16 protein-coding genes and 1 tRNA gene are annotated in these 16,027 nt (G+C 65.0%); 10 read left to right on the top strand and 7 right to left on the bottom strand.

What is annotated here, in order from left to right:
* Nucleotides 1-5 precede the first annotated feature (5 nt).
* Nucleotides 6-665 (bottom strand): extensin family protein, encoded by a 660-nt coding sequence (locus E0473_RS05010; RefSeq protein ID WP_338325089.1) that lies wholly within the window; start codon nt 663-665, stop codon nt 6-8.
* A gap of 216 nt (nt 666-881) precedes the next feature.
* Here E0473_RS05010 and E0473_RS05005 point away from each other — a divergent pair, with 216 nt between their 5' ends.
* The 4 genes from E0473_RS05005 to E0473_RS04990 all read left to right on the top strand — a co-directional run bounded on the left by E0473_RS05005 (nt 882) and on the right by E0473_RS04990 (nt 5,347).
* Nucleotides 882-2,042, top strand: coding sequence for a phosphoserine transaminase (locus E0473_RS05005; RefSeq protein ID WP_137679709.1), 1,161 nt, complete (start codon nt 882-884; stop codon nt 2,040-2,042).
* A 25-nt stretch (nt 2,043-2,067) separates the two neighbouring features.
* A complete protein-coding gene (locus E0473_RS05000; RefSeq protein ID WP_137679708.1) occupies nt 2,068-2,532 on the top strand; it encodes a nuclear transport factor 2 family protein in 465 nt (154 codons plus the stop codon).
* Between the two features lie 60 nt (nt 2,533-2,592).
* The gene (gene serA, locus E0473_RS04995; protein ID WP_137679707.1) at nt 2,593-4,176 is read left to right on the top strand and encodes a phosphoglycerate dehydrogenase; all 1,584 of its coding nucleotides are present in this window, start codon (nt 2,593-2,595) and stop codon (nt 4,174-4,176) included.
* A 64-nt stretch (nt 4,177-4,240) separates the two neighbouring features.
* Complete coding sequence (locus E0473_RS04990; RefSeq protein WP_137679706.1) at nt 4,241-5,347, top strand: ATP phosphoribosyltransferase regulatory subunit; 1,107 nt, start codon at nt 4,241-4,243, stop codon at nt 5,345-5,347.
* Here E0473_RS04990 and E0473_RS04985 read toward each other — a convergent pair.
* Nucleotides 5,344-6,204 carry an alpha/beta hydrolase gene (locus tag E0473_RS04985; protein ID WP_137679705.1) on the bottom strand — a complete coding sequence of 287 codons (861 nt, stop codon included), beginning with the start codon at nt 6,202-6,204 and terminating at the stop codon, nt 5,344-5,346. The two genes, E0473_RS04990 and E0473_RS04985, sit on opposite strands and share 4 nt — an antisense overlap.
* A 229-nt stretch (nt 6,205-6,433) precedes the next feature.
* On the opposite strand from E0473_RS04985, the gene E0473_RS04980 reads away from it, so the two are divergent.
* The gene (locus E0473_RS04980) at nt 6,434-7,723 is read left to right on the top strand and encodes an adenylosuccinate synthase (protein ID WP_137679704.1); all 1,290 of its coding nucleotides are present in this window, start codon (nt 6,434-6,436) and stop codon (nt 7,721-7,723) included.
* Between the two features lie 95 nt (nt 7,724-7,818).
* Nucleotides 7,819-8,799 (top strand): winged helix DNA-binding protein, encoded by a 981-nt coding sequence (locus E0473_RS04975; protein ID WP_137679703.1) that lies wholly within the window; start codon nt 7,819-7,821, stop codon nt 8,797-8,799.
* 36 nt (nt 8,800-8,835) lie between these two features.
* On the opposite strand, the gene E0473_RS04970 is transcribed toward E0473_RS04975, so the two are convergent.
* Nucleotides 8,836-8,911 (bottom strand) — tRNA-Val (locus tag E0473_RS04970).
* A gap of 72 nt (nt 8,912-8,983) precedes the next feature.
* Nucleotides 8,984-9,595 carry a TlpA family protein disulfide reductase gene (locus E0473_RS04965; RefSeq protein WP_137679702.1) on the bottom strand — a complete coding sequence of 204 codons (612 nt, stop codon included), beginning with the start codon at nt 9,593-9,595 and terminating at the stop codon, nt 8,984-8,986.
* Between E0473_RS04965 and argH the strand changes: the two genes are divergently transcribed.
* Genes argH through E0473_RS04945 form a run of 4 tightly spaced genes read left to right on the top strand, consistent with a single transcriptional unit; the run spans nt 9,594 to nt 13,272 of the window.
* Nucleotides 9,594-10,970, top strand: coding sequence for an argininosuccinate lyase (gene argH, locus E0473_RS04960; RefSeq protein WP_137680064.1), 1,377 nt, complete (start codon nt 9,594-9,596; stop codon nt 10,968-10,970). The two genes, E0473_RS04965 and argH, sit on opposite strands and share 2 nt — an antisense overlap.
* Entirely contained in the window at nt 10,967-11,209 is a 243-nt protein-coding gene (locus E0473_RS04955; RefSeq protein ID WP_170308115.1) for a hypothetical protein, read from the top strand. The genes argH and E0473_RS04955 overlap by 4 nt, the downstream gene beginning before the upstream one ends.
* Nucleotides 11,210-11,215: 6 nt before the next feature.
* Nucleotides 11,216-12,484, top strand: a complete 1,269-nt coding sequence (gene lysA, locus E0473_RS04950) for a diaminopimelate decarboxylase (RefSeq protein ID WP_137679700.1) — start codon at nt 11,216-11,218, stop codon at nt 12,482-12,484.
* A gap of 8 nt (nt 12,485-12,492) precedes the next feature.
* Nucleotides 12,493-13,272: a precorrin-2 dehydrogenase/sirohydrochlorin ferrochelatase family protein gene (locus tag E0473_RS04945; protein WP_137679699.1), complete on the top strand. Its 780-nt coding sequence runs from the start codon at nt 12,493-12,495 to the stop codon at nt 13,270-13,272.
* Here E0473_RS04945 and ruvX read toward each other — a convergent pair.
* From ruvX to E0473_RS04930, 3 genes are read right to left on the bottom strand one after another with little or no spacing between them, the layout of a single operon-like run.
* The gene (ruvX, locus tag E0473_RS04940; protein WP_137679698.1) at nt 13,269-13,766 is read right to left on the bottom strand and encodes a Holliday junction resolvase RuvX; all 498 of its coding nucleotides are present in this window, start codon (nt 13,764-13,766) and stop codon (nt 13,269-13,271) included. The genes E0473_RS04945 and ruvX overlap by 4 nt on opposite strands.
* A complete protein-coding gene (locus E0473_RS04935) occupies nt 13,745-14,869 on the bottom strand; it encodes a DUF3089 domain-containing protein (protein WP_241657334.1) in 1,125 nt (374 codons plus the stop codon). The genes ruvX and E0473_RS04935 overlap by 22 nt, the downstream gene beginning before the upstream one ends.
* A gap of 43 nt (nt 14,870-14,912) precedes the next feature.
* Nucleotides 14,913-16,025, bottom strand: coding sequence for an AI-2E family transporter (locus E0473_RS04930; RefSeq protein WP_137679696.1), 1,113 nt, complete (start codon nt 16,023-16,025; stop codon nt 14,913-14,915).
* Nucleotides 16,026-16,027 lie beyond the last annotated feature (2 nt).

Here is a 16,027-nt window from a genome sequence, read left to right as displayed (position 1 = left end):
GCGGCCTAGCGGCAGAAACTCTTGCCTTCGGCGACACCTTCGAGGTGGAAATGGTTTCGATGGGCGGAATTGTATTCAGGGCCGAGCACGGTCCCGAACCGGCGGCAGGCTGACGTCTGAACGACGCGCAAAAACTGGCGCTCGGCGGTGGACCCGCCGTTCCAGTCATCGAGCACCGACACACGCCGCCCATCGGCGAACACGAATGCCGAAATGTCGATGGCGGCGGCGGTGGCATGGGCGCTGCGGCGCGAGGTTCCGGCCACATTGCGGCAGTTGTAGCTGCCATATGTTTCGATCCGCACCAGCCTGGAGCCAAGGATCTGGCGTGCGGCCCGGTCGACGCCGTAGCGCGCCCAGCCAGCGAAGGCCTGGCTGACCGGGCAGGTTACCGCTCCGATGTTGCTGAGTGCCATTTCGCCATCGTCGCTGCTCAAGGCAATCAGCTGCACCGTGCCGAGGTTGGTGCAGCCGTTTCCGTCATAGCGGTCGGGCAGGGGTGTAAAGCGCGCACCGCTGCCTCCGAGATCGGCCATGCAGGCCCGGTCCACAGTGCGGATGGGCACGGCGGTGGCGCGCGAATCGGCGGTACGCGGCGTGCTCGCCTGCCGGCCCGAGCGTTCCGGCACCAGCGAACAGCCCGCGAGCGTCGAGGCCAGAATCAACAGGGCTGCCAATCGTCGCATGGCCGCCAATTTGACGCACCCATGCTTAAGGTAACCTTGCCAGCCGCAGATAATTGCACGCCGCGTCATCCGTAAGCGGACCTTGTGCAGGCACAGGCCAGCGATCTGCGATTGACATTGGGCAATGCGTCTTTAGGTGCGGCGCCGGGCCACGCGGTCCCAACGCCGCGCGAGCTCTCTGAAAGGAGAGAATACATGACTAAGCAACCTACGCTCAAGCCTGAGCGCCCCTTCTTTTCATCCGGTCCTACGTGCAAGCCTCCCGGCTGGTCTATCGACAAGCTCGATACCCGTTCGCTCGGTCGCTCGCACCGCGGCAAATACGCCAAGGGCCGGCTGAAATATGCCATCGACCTCACCCGTGAGCTACTCGGCGTTCCCGACGACTATCTGGTCGGCATCATGCCCGGCTCCGATACCGGCGCGCTGGAATGCGCGATGTGGACGATGCTCGGCGCGCGTCCCGCGACGATCGCGGCGTGGGAAAGCTTTGGCAACGTGTGGATTCAGGATGCGGCCAAGCAGCTCAAGCTGAAAGACCTGCAGATCCTTGATGCTGGTTACGGCGAAATTCCCGATCTGACGCAAGTTCCGCAGGACAACGACGTGGTGTTCACCTGGAACGGCACGACCTCGGGCGCGAAGATCCCGAACACCGACTGGCTCGCGGCTGACCGCAAGGGTCTTGCCATCAACGACGCGACCAGCGCCGTCTTCGCGATGGAGATGGACTGGGCCAAGCTCGATGTGACCACCTATTCGTGGCAGAAGGTGCTGGGCGGCGAAGCGCAGCACGGCATGATGATCCTGTCGCCCAAGGCGGTGGAGCGGATCAACAGCTACGATCCCGAGTGGCCGCTGCCCAAGCTGTTCCGCATCAAGAAGAAGGGCGCCATCGACAAGGCGATCTTCGAAGGTGCAACGATCAACACCCCCTCGATGCTGGCGACCGAAGACTATATCGCCGCGCTTGAGTGGGTGAAGGAAATCGGCGGCCGCGAGGCGATGTTTGCCCGCGCCGATGCCAATGCCAAGATTGTCAAGGACTGGATCGAGGCGACCCCGTGGCTGCGCAATATGGTTGCGGACCCGGCGCAGCAGACCAACACCGGCGTGTGCATGGTCTTCCAGGGCGAGTGGATCGACAGCCTGTCCGACGAAGACAAGGCCGCCGTTCCGGGCAAAATCGCCAAGAAGCTCGAAGAGCTTGAGGTCGGTTTCGACTTCAACGGCTACCGCGATGCGCCTCCGGGCCTGCGGATCTGGTGTGGCGGTTCGCTCGAAAGCGAAGACATAGCGCGCCTGCTGCCGTGGATCGAGTGGGCTTACGAAGAGCTCAAGGCCGGCAACCTCTAAGAGGTTGGCAACAAGAGGTAACGCCATGGCGCGTCCGCCCCTTCCGCCCTTCACCGCCGAAACCGCCGCGCAAAAGGCGCGGATGGCCGAGGACGCATGGAACGGGCGCGACCCTGCAAAGGTCGCGCTCGCCTATACGCCCGACAGCCGCTGGCGGAACCGCTCGGAATTCATGTGCGGCCGCGATGCGATCGTCGCCTTCCTCACTGCCAAGTGGGAACGCGAGCTCGAATATCGGCTGATCAAGGAAGTCTGGGCCTTTGAAGGCAACCGCATCGCCGCCCGTTTTGCCTATGAGTGGCACAACGCGGCGGGTGACTGGTTCCGCTCCTACGGGAACGAGAACTGGCAGTTCGATGCCGAGGGGCTGATGGCCGTGCGCCTTGCCAGCATCAACGACGTGCCGATTTCGGAAGGCGAACGCCTGTTTCATTGGCCTCAGGGCCCGCGTCCGGCGGACCATCCCGGCCTTTCCGACCTCGGTCTCTAATCCCGATTGCGGCGCTGTGTGCGCCGTGCACCCGATATTTCCTGCGACAGGAGCATTCTCATGACTAAGCCCAAAGTTCTCATTTCCGATAAGATGGATCCCAACGCCGCCAAGATCTTCGAAGAGCGCGGCTGCGACGTCGATGTCATCACCGGCAAGACCCCTGAAGAGCTGAAGGCCATCATCGGCCAGTACGACGGCCTCGCCATCCGCAGCTCGACCAAGGTCACTCCCGAAATCCTCGCCGCCGCGCCCAACCTCAAGGTGATCGGCCGCGCCGGTATCGGTGTCGACAACGTCGATATCCCGGCTGCCTCGGCTCAGGGCGTGGTGGTGATGAACACCCCGTTCGGCAACTCGATCACCACCGCCGAACACGCCATTGCGCTGATGTTCGCTGTGGCGCGCCAGATCCCCGCCGCCAACGCGCGTACCCAGAACGGCGAATGGCCGAAGAATGACTTCATGGGCGTCGAGCTGACCGGCAAGACGCTCGGCCTGATCGGCGCGGGCAACATCGGTTCGATCGTCGCCAGCCGCGCGCTGGGCCTGCGGATGAAGGTCGTCGCCTACGATCCGTTCCTGACGCCCGAGCGCGCCATCGAGATGGGCGTGGAGAAGGCTGACCTCGGCACCCTGCTCGAAAAGGCCGACTTCATCACGCTGCACACCCCGCTCACCGACGAGACCCGCAACATCCTCAGCCGCGAGCGGCTCGAGCAGTGCAAGAAGGGCGTGCGGATCGTCAACTGCGCGCGCGGCGGCCTGATCGACGAAGCGGCGCTCAAGGACCTGCTCGACAGCGGCCACATCGCCGGTGCCGCGCTCGACGTGTTCGCCAGCGAGCCTGCCAAAGAGCACCCGCTGTTCGGTACCCCGAACTTCATCTGCACCCCGCACCTCGGCGCCTCGACCACCGAAGCGCAGGTCAACGTGGCGCTGCAGGTGGCCGAGCAGATGGCCGACTATCTCGTCAACGGCGGTGTCACCAACGCGCTCAACATGCCTTCGCTCAGCGCCGAGGAAGCGCCAAAGCTGCGCCCCTACATGGCGCTGGCCGAGAAGCTGGGTTCGCTGGTCAGCCAGCTGGCTCATGGCAACCTCACCGAGATCAGCATCGAGCGTTCGGGCGCTGCTGCCGACCTCAACGGCAAGCCGATCGAGGGCGCGGTGCTGGCGGGCTTTATGCGCCGCTATTCGGACACGGTGAACATGGTCAATGCGCCTTACCTCGCCAAGGAGCGGGGCCTTCAGGTCCGCTCGGTCCGCTATGAAGGCGAGGGCGTCTACAACACGCTGCTGCGCGTGACCGTGGCGACCAGCGCGGGGCCGCGCTCGGTAGCCGGCACACTGTTCGCCGACAAGGGCGCGCGTCTGGTGGAAATCTTCGGCATCGGCATCGAGGCCGATCTCGAAGGCCACATGCTCTATGTCGTCAACGAGGATGCGCCCGGCTTCATCGGCCGCGTCGGCTCGCTGATGGGCGAGCATGGCATCAACATCGGCACCTTCCACCTCGGTCGCCGGGAAACGGGCGGCGAGGCGGTCGTGCTGCTGAGCGTAGATGCGCCGATCCCGCAGGAAGTAATCACTGCTGCGGAGAAGCTGCAGGGCGTGAAGCTGGTGAAGGCACTCAGCTTCTAAAGCCGCACGTACAACTGTCATCCCGGCCTTCCACCGGGATGACATTGTGGCTAGGGGGCCTTGCATGACCGACCGCACCACTGACCTCTTGCCCGAGGGCCTCGAAGACCGCCTGATCCAGAGCGCCGCTGCGGTCACGCGCATCGAACGGGCCGTGCTCGATACCCTCACCGCACACGGCTATGACCGGGTGCGCCCGCCGCTGATCGAGTTCGAAGGCTCGCTCGCCGCGCGGATGGACGGGGTCAGCCGCAACCACATGTTCCGCTTCGTCGATCCGAAGAGCCTGCGCACGCTGGCCCTGCGCGGCGACATAACCGTGCAGGTCGGGCGCATCGCTGCCACCTCGCTGGTCGAAGCGCCGCGTCCGCTGCGGCTCGCCTATGCCGGGCAGGTGGTGAAGATCGCCGGGACCGCGCTCGAACCGCGCCGCGAGAACCTGCAACTGGGCGCCGAGCTGATCGGCACCGATTCGGTCGCCGCCGCGAGCGAGATCGTCGAACTCGCGATTGCCGCGCTTGAAGCTGCCGGGGCCACCGGCATTTCTGTCGATTTCACCATGCCCGATCTGATCGACGTTCTCGCCGACGGTCCGCTGCCACTGGCCGATCGCGAGGCGGTGCAGCGCAAGCTGGATATGAAGGATGCAGGTGCGCTCACCGAAGCGGGCGGGGCGGATTATCTGCCGCTGCTGTTCGCCACGGGGGCCTTGCCAGAGGCGCTGGCCGAGTTGGAGGCGCTGAACAAGGACAGCGTGCTCGACAGCCGGATCGAGGCGATCTCGCAGATCGCCGCACGGGTCGATGGACGCGCTCGCCTCACGCTTGACCCGACAGAACGGCATGGCTTCGAATATCAGAGCTGGTTCGGTTTCACGCTTTATGCGCAAGGCGTGCGCGGAGAGCTGGGGCGGGGCGGCACCTATCGCATCGGCGGCAGCGGCGAAGTGGCGACCGGATTCTCGCTTTACCCGGAAGAACTGGTGGAGGCGGTGAAAGCTGGCGAAGACATCGGGGAGAAGGTGTTCTTGCCGCTCGGCCATGATCCGGTGATTGCGGCCAAGCTGCGCGCCGACGGCAAGCGGACGCTCGCCGCGCTGTCTGAAGCGGACGATGCTGGTGCTCTGGGCTGTTCGCACCGGCTCGAAGGCGTCGAGGTTAAGCGGCTTTAATCGCGGAGTATTTCCTCGATCCAGCTTTGCGCGACCACAGTGGGTGGGAATCCTGCGCGCCCGAACCAGCGGCTCAGCCGTATATGTGCGAGCGGGCTGGTGCCGGGGAACGCGTGCCGCTCCACCCGGTCACCCGAGTTTTTCAGCGCCTGTTCGAGCAGCCGTGCCTGCGCGCCGGTAAAGCCGCTGGCGGTGTGCATGATCAGGAAGGGCGGGGCGCTTGCGCCATTCGCCTCAAGCTGCGCCACCGGTGACAGCGCAGCAAGATCGGCCCCGGCAAAGGCAGGATCAAGCAAACGCTTCTGGAGCTGTGCCGATCCGGTGCTTGGCGCGCCCGGATCGTAGGCCGCGCCGTCAATCGCGATCACGCCGGCCAGGTCGCCAGGCGCTAAGCCATGGGCGCCCAGCAGCGCTGGATCGCTTGCCACCAGCGCGGCAAGGTGCGCGCCCGAGGAATGACCCATCAGTACGATCTTGCGCCGGTCGATGCCCAGTTCGTCAGCCCGCGCGAACAACAGCGTAAGCCCCGCCGCCACATCCTCGGCCATGGTCCGCACGGAGACTTCGGGCACCATGCGGAAGTTGAGTGCGGCGAAGTGCCAGCCAAGGCCATGCGCAAAGGGCACCTTGGCATCTTTCAATCGCCGGGTCTTGTCACCGAACTGCCAGGCTCCGCCATGCACGAACACCAGCAACGGCTTTGGGCTGTCTGCTGCCCTATAGACATCGAGCGCGTGCAACGGGTGATTGCCATAGGCCAGCGTTAGGCTCGGCTGGCGAAAGCGCTGGCCGGAGCGGGTTTCCGCCTTGCGGCCATAGCCCAGCAGGACATTGGCGATGGTGCGCAGGCTCGGCATGGCTGGCTCGCTGCCCGCTCGTGGAGCGTGAGGCAACCCTTTGCTACAACGTGGCTATCGTCGCATGGCTGCCCTAAGCTTACATGGCCCGCCGCTGTTGACTCGGCGGCAAGCCCGGCTAAAGACGCCCCCGCATTCGGGGAGCCGCGCTCCCTTCTGGTCCAATCCGTTCGCCGAGTCCTGTCGAAGGGCGTCCCGGATTTTCTTGGCAGGGTGGAGGACTCTATCCATGCCGAACGTAACCGTGATTGGCGCCCAGTGGGGCGACGAAGGCAAAGGCAAGATTGTCGACTGGCTGGCCACCCGCGCCGACGTGGTGGTGCGCTTCCAAGGCGGCCACAACGCCGGCCACACGCTGGTGGTGGGCGACAAGACCTACAAGCTCTCGCTGCTGCCTTCAGGCATCGTCACCGGCACGCTGAGCCTCGTTGGCAATGGCGTTGTGCTCGATCCCTGGGCGCTGAAAAGCGAGATCGAGCGGCTCGAAGGACAGGGCGTAGCGATTACGCCCGATAATTTTGGGATTGCCGACAATTGCCCGTTGATCTTGCCGGTCCACGGCGAGCTTGACGTGATGCGCGAGGCCGCTGCTGGCAAGGGCAAGATTGGCACTACCGGCCGCGGCATTGGCCCGGCCTATGAAGACAAGGTGGGCCGCCGTGCGATCCGCGTGTGCGACCTCTCGCACCTCGACGAACTCGAACCGCAGCTCGATCGCCTCTGCGCTCACCACGATGCGCTGCGCGCCGGGTTTGGTGAGCCGACGATCGACCGCGCCGAGCTGCTCGCCAAGCTGCGCGAGATTGCACCGTTCGTGCTCCAGTATGCGCAGCCGGTGTGGAAGCGGCTGAACGAGGTGAAGAAGGCTGGGGCAAAGATCCTGTTCGAGGGCGCGCAGGGCGTGCTGCTCGATGTCGATCACGGCACCTATCCCTTCGTGACCAGCTCCAACACCGTCTCTGGCACGGTCGCCAGCGGCTCGGGCATGGGGCCGGGCGCGGCGGGCTTCGTGCTCGGGATCGTCAAGGCTTACACCACGCGCGTGGGCTCCGGCCCGTTCCCGACCGAGCTGGAAGACGAGACCGGCCAGCGGCTGGGCGAGCGCGGCCACGAGTTCGGCACCGTCACTGCGCGCAAGCGTCGCTGCGGCTGGTTCGATGCCGCGCTGGTGAAGCAGACCTGCGCCATTTCTGGTGTCACCGGCATCGCGCTGACCAAGATCGACGTGCTCGACGGGTTCGACAAGATCAAGATCTGCACCGGCTACACGCTCGACGGCGAGCCAATCGACTACCTGCCCGCCAATGCGCAGGATCAGGCGCGGCTGGAGCCGGCCTACGAAGAGATCGACGGCTGGGAAGGCACCACCGTGGGGGCGCGCAGCTGGGCCGATCTTCCGGCGCAGGCGATCAAATATATCCGCCGGATCGAAGAACTGATCGAGTGCCCGGTGGCGAGCGTATCGACCAGCCCTGAGCGTGAGGACACAATCCTGGTGCGCGATCCCTTCGCCGACTGATCGTGTTAGCCTCGGGGCTTATGCTTAACGAATTCTTGACAAGGTCCTGATTTGTTCTCATTGCGTTCGCATTCACTTCAGGGGAGTGCGAAGAGATGGGTCAGGCCACCTTAATCGATTTCACCTATGAGATGGCCGCTGACAGCGCCGGGATGAAGCTGGCGCTGTCGGTGTTTTCCGATCGGGCGCAATTTCGCGATGATCTGCGCGAGGATGCGGAAATCGCAGGTTTTGCCTTGCGCGAATGCGGCCCTCTTGCAGAGCTGCTCGATGGCGATCCGCGGCCCCTGGGTGAACTGGTATTTCTCGATTGCCCCGATCTCGACGGGGCGGGCTATGCCGCGCTGAGCAGGCTTGATGAGCGCGCGGCGCAAACGGGGGCGCGGCTGATCGTGTCGACCACGCTCGATGCGCTCGAGGCGGTCTATGGCTGCTGTTCGGCGAGCGAGGTTCAAATCCTCGTCAACCCGCGCCGGGCGGATCGGGTCATAGCGCTCGGCCGAATGTTGGCCGATCTGTCGGGGCTGCGGGTGCGCGAACTGTCGGAGGAAGACCGGCGCACCTTGCTGCGGATCACGGAGCAGGTCAGCCACATTGCCGAAAGGATCGACCAGCTCACACCTGATCAGACGGCGAAGTCATCGGGCGAGAGCATTTTCAGCTTCGAGCCGGCCGCCGCCTCATCATCGTGCAATGGCGAGCGGTTGGTGCGCGCGACGCGGCCACCGCTACCCGATCCGCGATTGGTGCGCCGGATTATCCAGCAAAGGCAGATGCGAGCCCGGTTCTTCGATGGCGATCTCTTCGCCGATCCGGCCTGGGATATGCTGCTCGACCTGACTGCCGCGCGCGCCGAGCATCTGCGCGTCTCGGTCACCTCGCTGTGCATCGCTTCGGGCGTTCCGCCGACCACAGCGCTACGCTGGATTTCGCAGATGACCGAGGCCGGATTGCTCGAGCGGATCGAGGATGAGACGGACCGCCGCCGTGCCTTCATCCAGCTGACCGAGAAATCGTCGGATGCGATGGCGCGCTATTTCCACGAGTTGGGGCAGGCGGCGGCGCAGATGGTGTAAGGGGAGGAAAGGCGCTTCCAGCCTCCCGCGAGAAACTGGTGGGCGGTGACGGGCTCGAACCGCCGACCCTCTCGGTGTAAACGAGATGCTCTACCAACTGAGCTAACCGCCCTGCGCGAGCGCCGCTTAGCGCAAGGTTAGCACCGTGAAAAGAGGGTGTGTGACTATGCGGCGTTTTACCGAGCTATTCGGCTTTGGTGCTTACCGCCGCTTCCAGCACGGCCTCATGCGCTTCGGGAGTCGACCAGTCATAGGCACCGATCACCCGCCATACCTCCTTGCCCTCGGCATCGTAAAGGATCGTAAGCGGCAGTACCGCGCCCCCGCCATAGGCGAAGGCGAGCGCGTTGTCGGGGTCCATCCACGGTTCAAGTGCGACGAAATCGTGGTCCGCGAAGAAAGGCTCCACCGCTTCGGCCCCACGCAGGTCTTCGCTCACCGTAACCACGCGCACCGTGTCTCCCAACTCGTCGGCCATATCGTCGAGCAGCGGCATCTCGACCACGCAGGGCGCACACCATGTCGCCCACAGGTTGAGCAAAAACGGCTGACCGTCCATCTCGGCCAGCGCCAGCTCGGTGCCATCAGGCTGACGTACGGTCACTTCTGGCACTTCCTCGCCCGCCAGCGAGCGGTCAAGCGTTCCGGTGAGCGTACCATCCTGCGCTTCGGTGCTCGCAGCTTGCGTGTCCGGCTCCGCACCGGTATCGCACCCGGCCAGCAGCGCCGCGAGGCAAACAACCAGCAATTTCGGGGATTTTCGCAGTTTGACCAAGGATAGTTCCTCCAACGCCATGTGGGGCGGACGGTTTGCCGAAGGGCCTTCGGCAATCATGCGCGAAATCAATGCCTCGATTCCGTTTGATAAAGCCCTTTGGCGACAGGATATCGCCGCAAGCAAGGCTCATGTCACCATGCTTGGTGCACGCAATATCGTTTCCGGCGCCGATATGGAAACGATCCTCGACGGTCTCGACAAGGTCGCGGAAGAATACGAAGCGAACGGCGTTCCCGAAAACTGGGAGCTCGAAGATATCCACATGACCACCGAGAGCCGCCTTGCCGAGCTGATCGGCCCGGTGGCGGGCCGCCTGCACACCGCGCGCAGCCGCAACGATCAGGTGGCGACCGACTTTCGCCTCTGGGTGCGCGACGCCATCGACGAGACACTGGAGGGGCTCGCTGCCCTGCGTCGCGCGCTGGTCGAGCAGGCGAACAATCACGCCGATTCGATCATGCCCGGCTTCACCCACCTGCAAACCGCGCAGCCGGTAACGCTCGGCCATCACCTCATGGCTTACTACGAGATGGCAAGTCGCGATGTTTCGCGCTTCGAAGATGCGCGCGCCCGGCTTAACCGTTCGCCGCTCGGCAGCGCCGCGCTGGCGGGCACGGGCTTCCCAATTGACCGTGAGATGACCGCCAAGGCGCTCGGCTTCGATAGCCCGACCGACAACAGCCTCGATGCCGTGTCAGACCGCGACTTCGCGCTCGATTATCTCTCCGCCGCCACCCAGTGCAGCCTGCACCTGTCGCGGTTGGCCGAGGAGTTCGTGATCTGGGCGAGCCAGCCCTTCGGCTTCGTGCGCATGGCGGATAGTCTGTCGACCGGCTCCTCGATCATGCCGCAGAAGAAGAACCCCGACGCCGCCGAACTGGTGCGCGGGCACGCTGGCCGGATCATGGGCTGCTTCACCTCGTTGATGGTGACGATGAAGGGCCTGCCGCTCGCCTATTCGAAGGACATGCAGGACGACAAGCCGCCGGTGTTCGAGGCGCACGGCTTGCTGCGGCTGTCGATCGCGGCGATGGTCGGAATGATCGCGGACAGCACCTTCAAGACCGAGCGTATGCGTCAGGCCGCAGAACTCGGCTATGCCACGGCCACCGATCTTGCCGACTGGCTGGTGCGCGAGGCGGACATCCCGTTCCGCGAGGCGCACCACATCACCGGCGCGGCGGTGAAGCTCGCCGAAAGCAAGGGCTGCGCGCTCGACGAGCTGTCGCTTGACGAATTGCAGGCCATCGATGGCCGGGTGGACGAACGTGTCTACAAGGCGCTCTCGGTCGAGGCATCGGTGGCCGCGCGCTGCTCGCATGGCGGCACCGCGCCGGTGGAGGTGCGAAAACGCGTGGCCGCGGCGCGATTGGCATTGGGGATGGGCGCGTGAAGCGCGCGGCACTCCTGATCGCCGGCTCGCTTGCGCTTGCCGCCTGCGGCCAGCGTAACGAGCTTGAGCCCGCGCCCGGTCGTGCCTTGCCGCCCGCGCCCTATGGTGCGAGCGAGCCGCCCAGCTCAAGTCAGTTGCTCGCAGTCGACCCGCAGGCTGCGCCCGAGCGCAGCGTGGAACTGCGCAGCGAATCCGAAGAACGGGAGGACGATCCGTTCGACCTCCCACCCGAAGGGTAAGAAACATTGGATCATTTTCAGCTTCGTAACGGCGAGATGTTCGCCGAGGACGTGCCGCTCGCCCGCATCGCGGACGAAGTGGGCACGCCCGTCTATGTCTATTCGCGCGCCACGTTCGAGCGCCACGCCCGCGTGTTCCGCGAGGGGCTCGCCGGGCTCGAGCGCAAGCCGCACCTTGCCTTTGCTGTGAAATCCAACCCGAACCTTGCCGTGCTTAGCCTGCTTGGGCGCGAAGGCTATGGCGCCGATGTGGTTTCGGGCGGCGAGATGGCGCGCGCCGTCGCGGCGGGCATTCCAGCGGCGGACATCGTGTTCTCGGGCGTCGGCAAGACCGCGCGCGAACTGGCTGCCGGGCTCGATGAGCGGATTGGCCAGTTTAATATCGAGAGCGAGGAAGAGGGCGTCGAGCTCGCCCAGATCGCGGCGGAGAAGGGGCTCAAGGCGCCCTGCGCGCTGCGGGTGAACCCCGATATCGACGCCGGCACCCACGAGAAGATCTCGACCGGCAAGAAGGACAACAAGTTCGGCGTGCCTATTGACCGCGCGGGTGAAATCTACGCCCGCCTCGCGGCCTTGCCGGGGCTGGAGATGCGCGGCCTTGCGGTGCACATCGGCAGCCAGCTGTCCGAACTGGCCCCGCTTGAGGCGGCCTTCCTGCGGCTCGGCGAGCTGCTCGGCGAGATTCGGGGTGCGGGCGACACCGTTACCCATATGGACCTCGGCGGCGGTCTCGGCGTGCCTTACAAGAAGGGCGAGGTCTACCCGAGCCCGGCCGACTACGGTGCCATGGTGGCCCGCGTCACCAAGGACTGGGACGCGACGCTGATGTTCGAGCCGGGCCGTGTAATTGCGGGCAATGCCGGGGTTCTGCTGACTCGCGTGATCAGGGTGAAGCGCAATGCCAACCGCGATCCGTTCGTGATCGTCGATGCGGCGATGAACGATCTGGCGCGGCCCTCGCTTTACAACGCCTGGCACGATTTCGATGCCGTGCGCCCTAGCGGTGCGCGGATGGTGGCGAACATCGTCGGCCCGATTTGCGAGACCGGCGACACCTTCGCCACCGGGCGCGATATCGATGCGGTGGGTCCGGGCGATCTTGCCGTGTTCCGCACTGCCGGAGCCTATGGCGCGACAATGGCGAGTTCGTACAACTCGCGCGGCTTCGTGGCCGAGGTGATGGTCGACGGCGACGAATTCGCCGTGGTCGCCGACCGCATCCTGCCCGAGGCGATTACCGCCGCCGAGCGCGTGCCAGACTTCCTGAAGCGCTAGGACGGCTGATGCGCTCGCTCCCGCTCTTCCACCGTATTGCCGGTCAGCCGGTGATCGTGCTGGGCGAGGGCGAAGCTGCGGCGCCGAAGGCGCGATTGGTCGAACGTGCAGGGGGGCTGGTCGTCACCAATCTCCAACGCGGGATCGATGAGGGCGCGCGGCTGGCCTTCGTCGCCCATGAAGACGAGGCGCGCTGCGAGGCCGATGCCCTGCGGCTGCGCGGGGCGGGGTTGTTGGTCAACGTGGTCGACAAGCCCGACTGGTGCGATTTTACCACTCCGAGTTTGCTGGAGCGCGACCCGGTGCTGATCGCGGTCGGCACTTCGGGTGCGTCGGCCGGGCTGGCCAAACATCTGCGTTTGCGGCTTGAGGCGCTGCTGCCGCCGTCGCTGGGCAGGCTGGCGCAGGGACTGTCCGAGGCGCGCGGGGCCTTGCGTAAGGCCTTTCCCGATTCGGCGGAGCGCCGCCGTGCGCTTGATGCTGCGCTAGGCGAGGGCGGGGCGCTTGATCCGCTCGATTCGGGCAGTGCGGACCGGCTTGGCGAATGGCTAGCGGCTGGCGGCGACGCTGCTGCGCCTACAATGCATGAATTTACGGTTGCGAGCGACGATCCCGATGACCTCACGCTGCGTCAGGCGCGGCTGCTTGGGATGGCCGATGTTGTCGTGGCCGATCCGCAGGTCAGTGAAGAGGTGCTGGTGCGCGCCCGGGCCGATGCGATGCGGTTGATGCTGCCTCACGAGGGCGAGATGCCCGAAGGGCTGATCGTGATTGTGCGCCGGGCTTAGAACATTCCGCCTGCGAGCCGGTCGATTGCGGCTTGGAGGATGATCGCGGCGGCGTGGCTGTCGATCCGTGTCGCCCGCTTGGCGCGGCTGAAGTCCTGGTCGATCATCGCACGCTCGGCGCTCGTGGTGGACCAGCGCTCATCCCACAGCAGCACCGGCAGGCCGAGCCCCTGCTCGGACATCTGCGCCAGATTGCGCGCAAAGGCGCGGCTCGCCTGCACCCGCGGCCCGGCGCTGCCATCCATGTTAAGCGGGAGGCCGATCACAACGCCTTTTACCGAACGGGCAGCACACAGCTCGGCCAGAGCCGCGCGGTCGCGGCCGTATTTGCCCTTGGGTAGTGTCTTGCCCGCCGTGGCGAAGGTCCAGCGCGCATCGCACAGCGCGGTGCCAATGGTCTTGGTGCCGAGGTCCAGGCCAAGCAACACTCCGCCATCGCCCAGCGCCTCTCGAAACTCGGGAGCCTGTTCGGTTACGAGCGCGCTTGTTGCCATGCTTCTACCCGACGCGCGACGTCGGCCTTGAGGTTCGCCCAGAACAGGGGGATGTCGTAGACGTGGTAGTTGTTGCCGGGCAGCACGTATTGACCCAAGTCCACGGCCTCCCCGATCAGCAGCAGGCCGTTGGCATCACACCGCGCGCCCACGGCAGCGGGCACCAGTTCGCCGTCGGAAAGGTCGGAATTGGGCACCAGGGTGCCGAGGTTGGCGCTGGCCGCGGCTTCGCCGCCCGTTGCACCGGTCAGCGGGTTCACGCAGAGGATCGGGCTACCCGCGCGGCTTTGCCCGTCGAGCCCCGGCGTCGCTTCGTAGCGCGTGAGCAGCAGGCCTGGCTCGGCCGGTTCAGCAAAGCTGACCCAGTCGCTGATGCAGGCGGGCTGATCGGCGCTGGCGCAGGCGGGCAGGCCGAGCGCGGGCAGGTCATGCTCGACGGAAATCGGCCAGCCAACCGGGTAAACCGCGGCAATTCGATCCTGCAATGGCGTGCCGACCACGCGCTCCTGCAACAGGCGGGCGACATGGTAGCCGCCCTGGCTATGCCCCGCGAGGACGATGGGCATGTCGGGATCGACGCTTTCGAGGAAGAATTCGAAGGCTTGGCTAACGTCGAGGTAGGCTGCGTCGAGCGCCTGTTGCGCTTCGGGCGCATCGGTGAGGAACGCGCCGAAAGTGGCCTGCCGATACCGCGGAGCCCATATCTCGCCGGCCTCGTTGAAGGCGCTGGCCATGCCGCGGACCATCAGCCGCGCGCGCCACTGCGATTCTTCGTGGTCAATTGGGGCGTTCCAGCTCGAACGCTCCAGATAGCTGGTGGGGTGTACGAAAAACACCGCGAAGGCGGGGGCGCTGTTGTCCGCATCGTTCGCAGAGGCAGAGTCCGGTGCCTGCGCGCTTCCCGAGTCGCCCTCGGGCGCGGCGGCATCGGCAGGCTGCCAGCGCGCGGCATCGTCCTCAATTGCGAGGCCGGGGCGGCTGAACCACATATCGGGATCGTTATACGCGACGGCCTCAAGCGGCGCTTGCGACACGAATTCGCTGTCGGGCACGAGTGCGATCTTGGTTACGTCGTCGGCATAGATCCGCAGTGCAAACAGCACCCCGGCGACCAGAACAATCCCAACAACGATAAAATAGAGAAACTTACGCAGGGTTGTTCTCCCCTGAGGTGGCGGCTTCGTCGCGCGCGTTCTGCTCGCTGCGCCGTTCGAGCGCGACCTTGATCATGGCCAGCAACGGATCGGCCAGGAACAGGCCCAGAATACCGAACAGGATGCCCATGATGAGCTGCATCCCCAGCACCAGCGCCGGGGCCAGATCGACAGTCTTCTTGGCGATCATCGGGATCACGATATAGCCGTCGATGTTCTGCACCAGGAGATAGACCACGATGGTGTAAATCCCCATTTCGGTGCCGCCCGAAAAGCCCACCAGTACCATCAGCACGCCAGAAACCACCGCGCCGATGTTGGGAATGAAGGCGAGCAACCCTGTGAGGATAGCGAGCAGGGCGGGCATGGGGATCGCATCCCCGGTCACCACACCGTAAAGCACGAGCATGATATAGGTGAAGATGCCTTCGACCACCATGCCCACAATGCGGCCGAACATAAGGCGCCGCATGGTATAGCCCATGCGCTCGGCGGTGAGATAGAAATCCTCTCGGCGGGCGCGCGGAAGCATCCAGGCGACCCCGCGTTCGTAAAGGCGTGGCTCGATAGCGACATAAATGCCGATGATGAGAATGAGGGCAACGGTCGTCAGTCCGCCCAGCAACCCGCCCAGCGCGCGGGTGACGGTGCCAACACCGTCCATCGCCTGGCCTGCCATGCCCTTCAGGTCGTCAAGCGCGATCTCGAAGCCCTGGCCCCTGGCCCAAAGGAACAGCTCGCGCGCCTGCCGTTCGACGATTGCCGGTAATTCGGCCGCCTCGCGTGAGATTTGCGAGCCGGCATACATCGACAGCCAGATGAGAAATCCGATCCCTCCCGCCAGCACAATAGCGACGCGCCAGGGACGAGCGATGGGGAGCCAGCGCCCGAGCAGCCGCGACCCGCCATCGATCATCGAGGCGAAGACCATTGCACCGAAGATCACCAGCAGGCTCTGCGAAATGTAGATCGCCAGCACCAGAAGCCCGACGATGGTGCTCCAGACCAGCGCGCGCGCTGCTTCAAGCCGCAGTTCGGGGCTGGTGATGCTGGTCGGGCTGGCGCCCATTTCCTTATCGTCGGTGTGGGTGTCGGTGTCGGCCATAA

Origin of the sequence: Aurantiacibacter suaedae (assembly GCF_005434915.1) — a bacterium.
Classification (GTDB): domain Bacteria; phylum Pseudomonadota; class Alphaproteobacteria; order Sphingomonadales; family Sphingomonadaceae; genus Alteraurantiacibacter; species Alteraurantiacibacter suaedae.
This window is presented reverse-complemented; position numbering and strand designations above follow the sequence as displayed.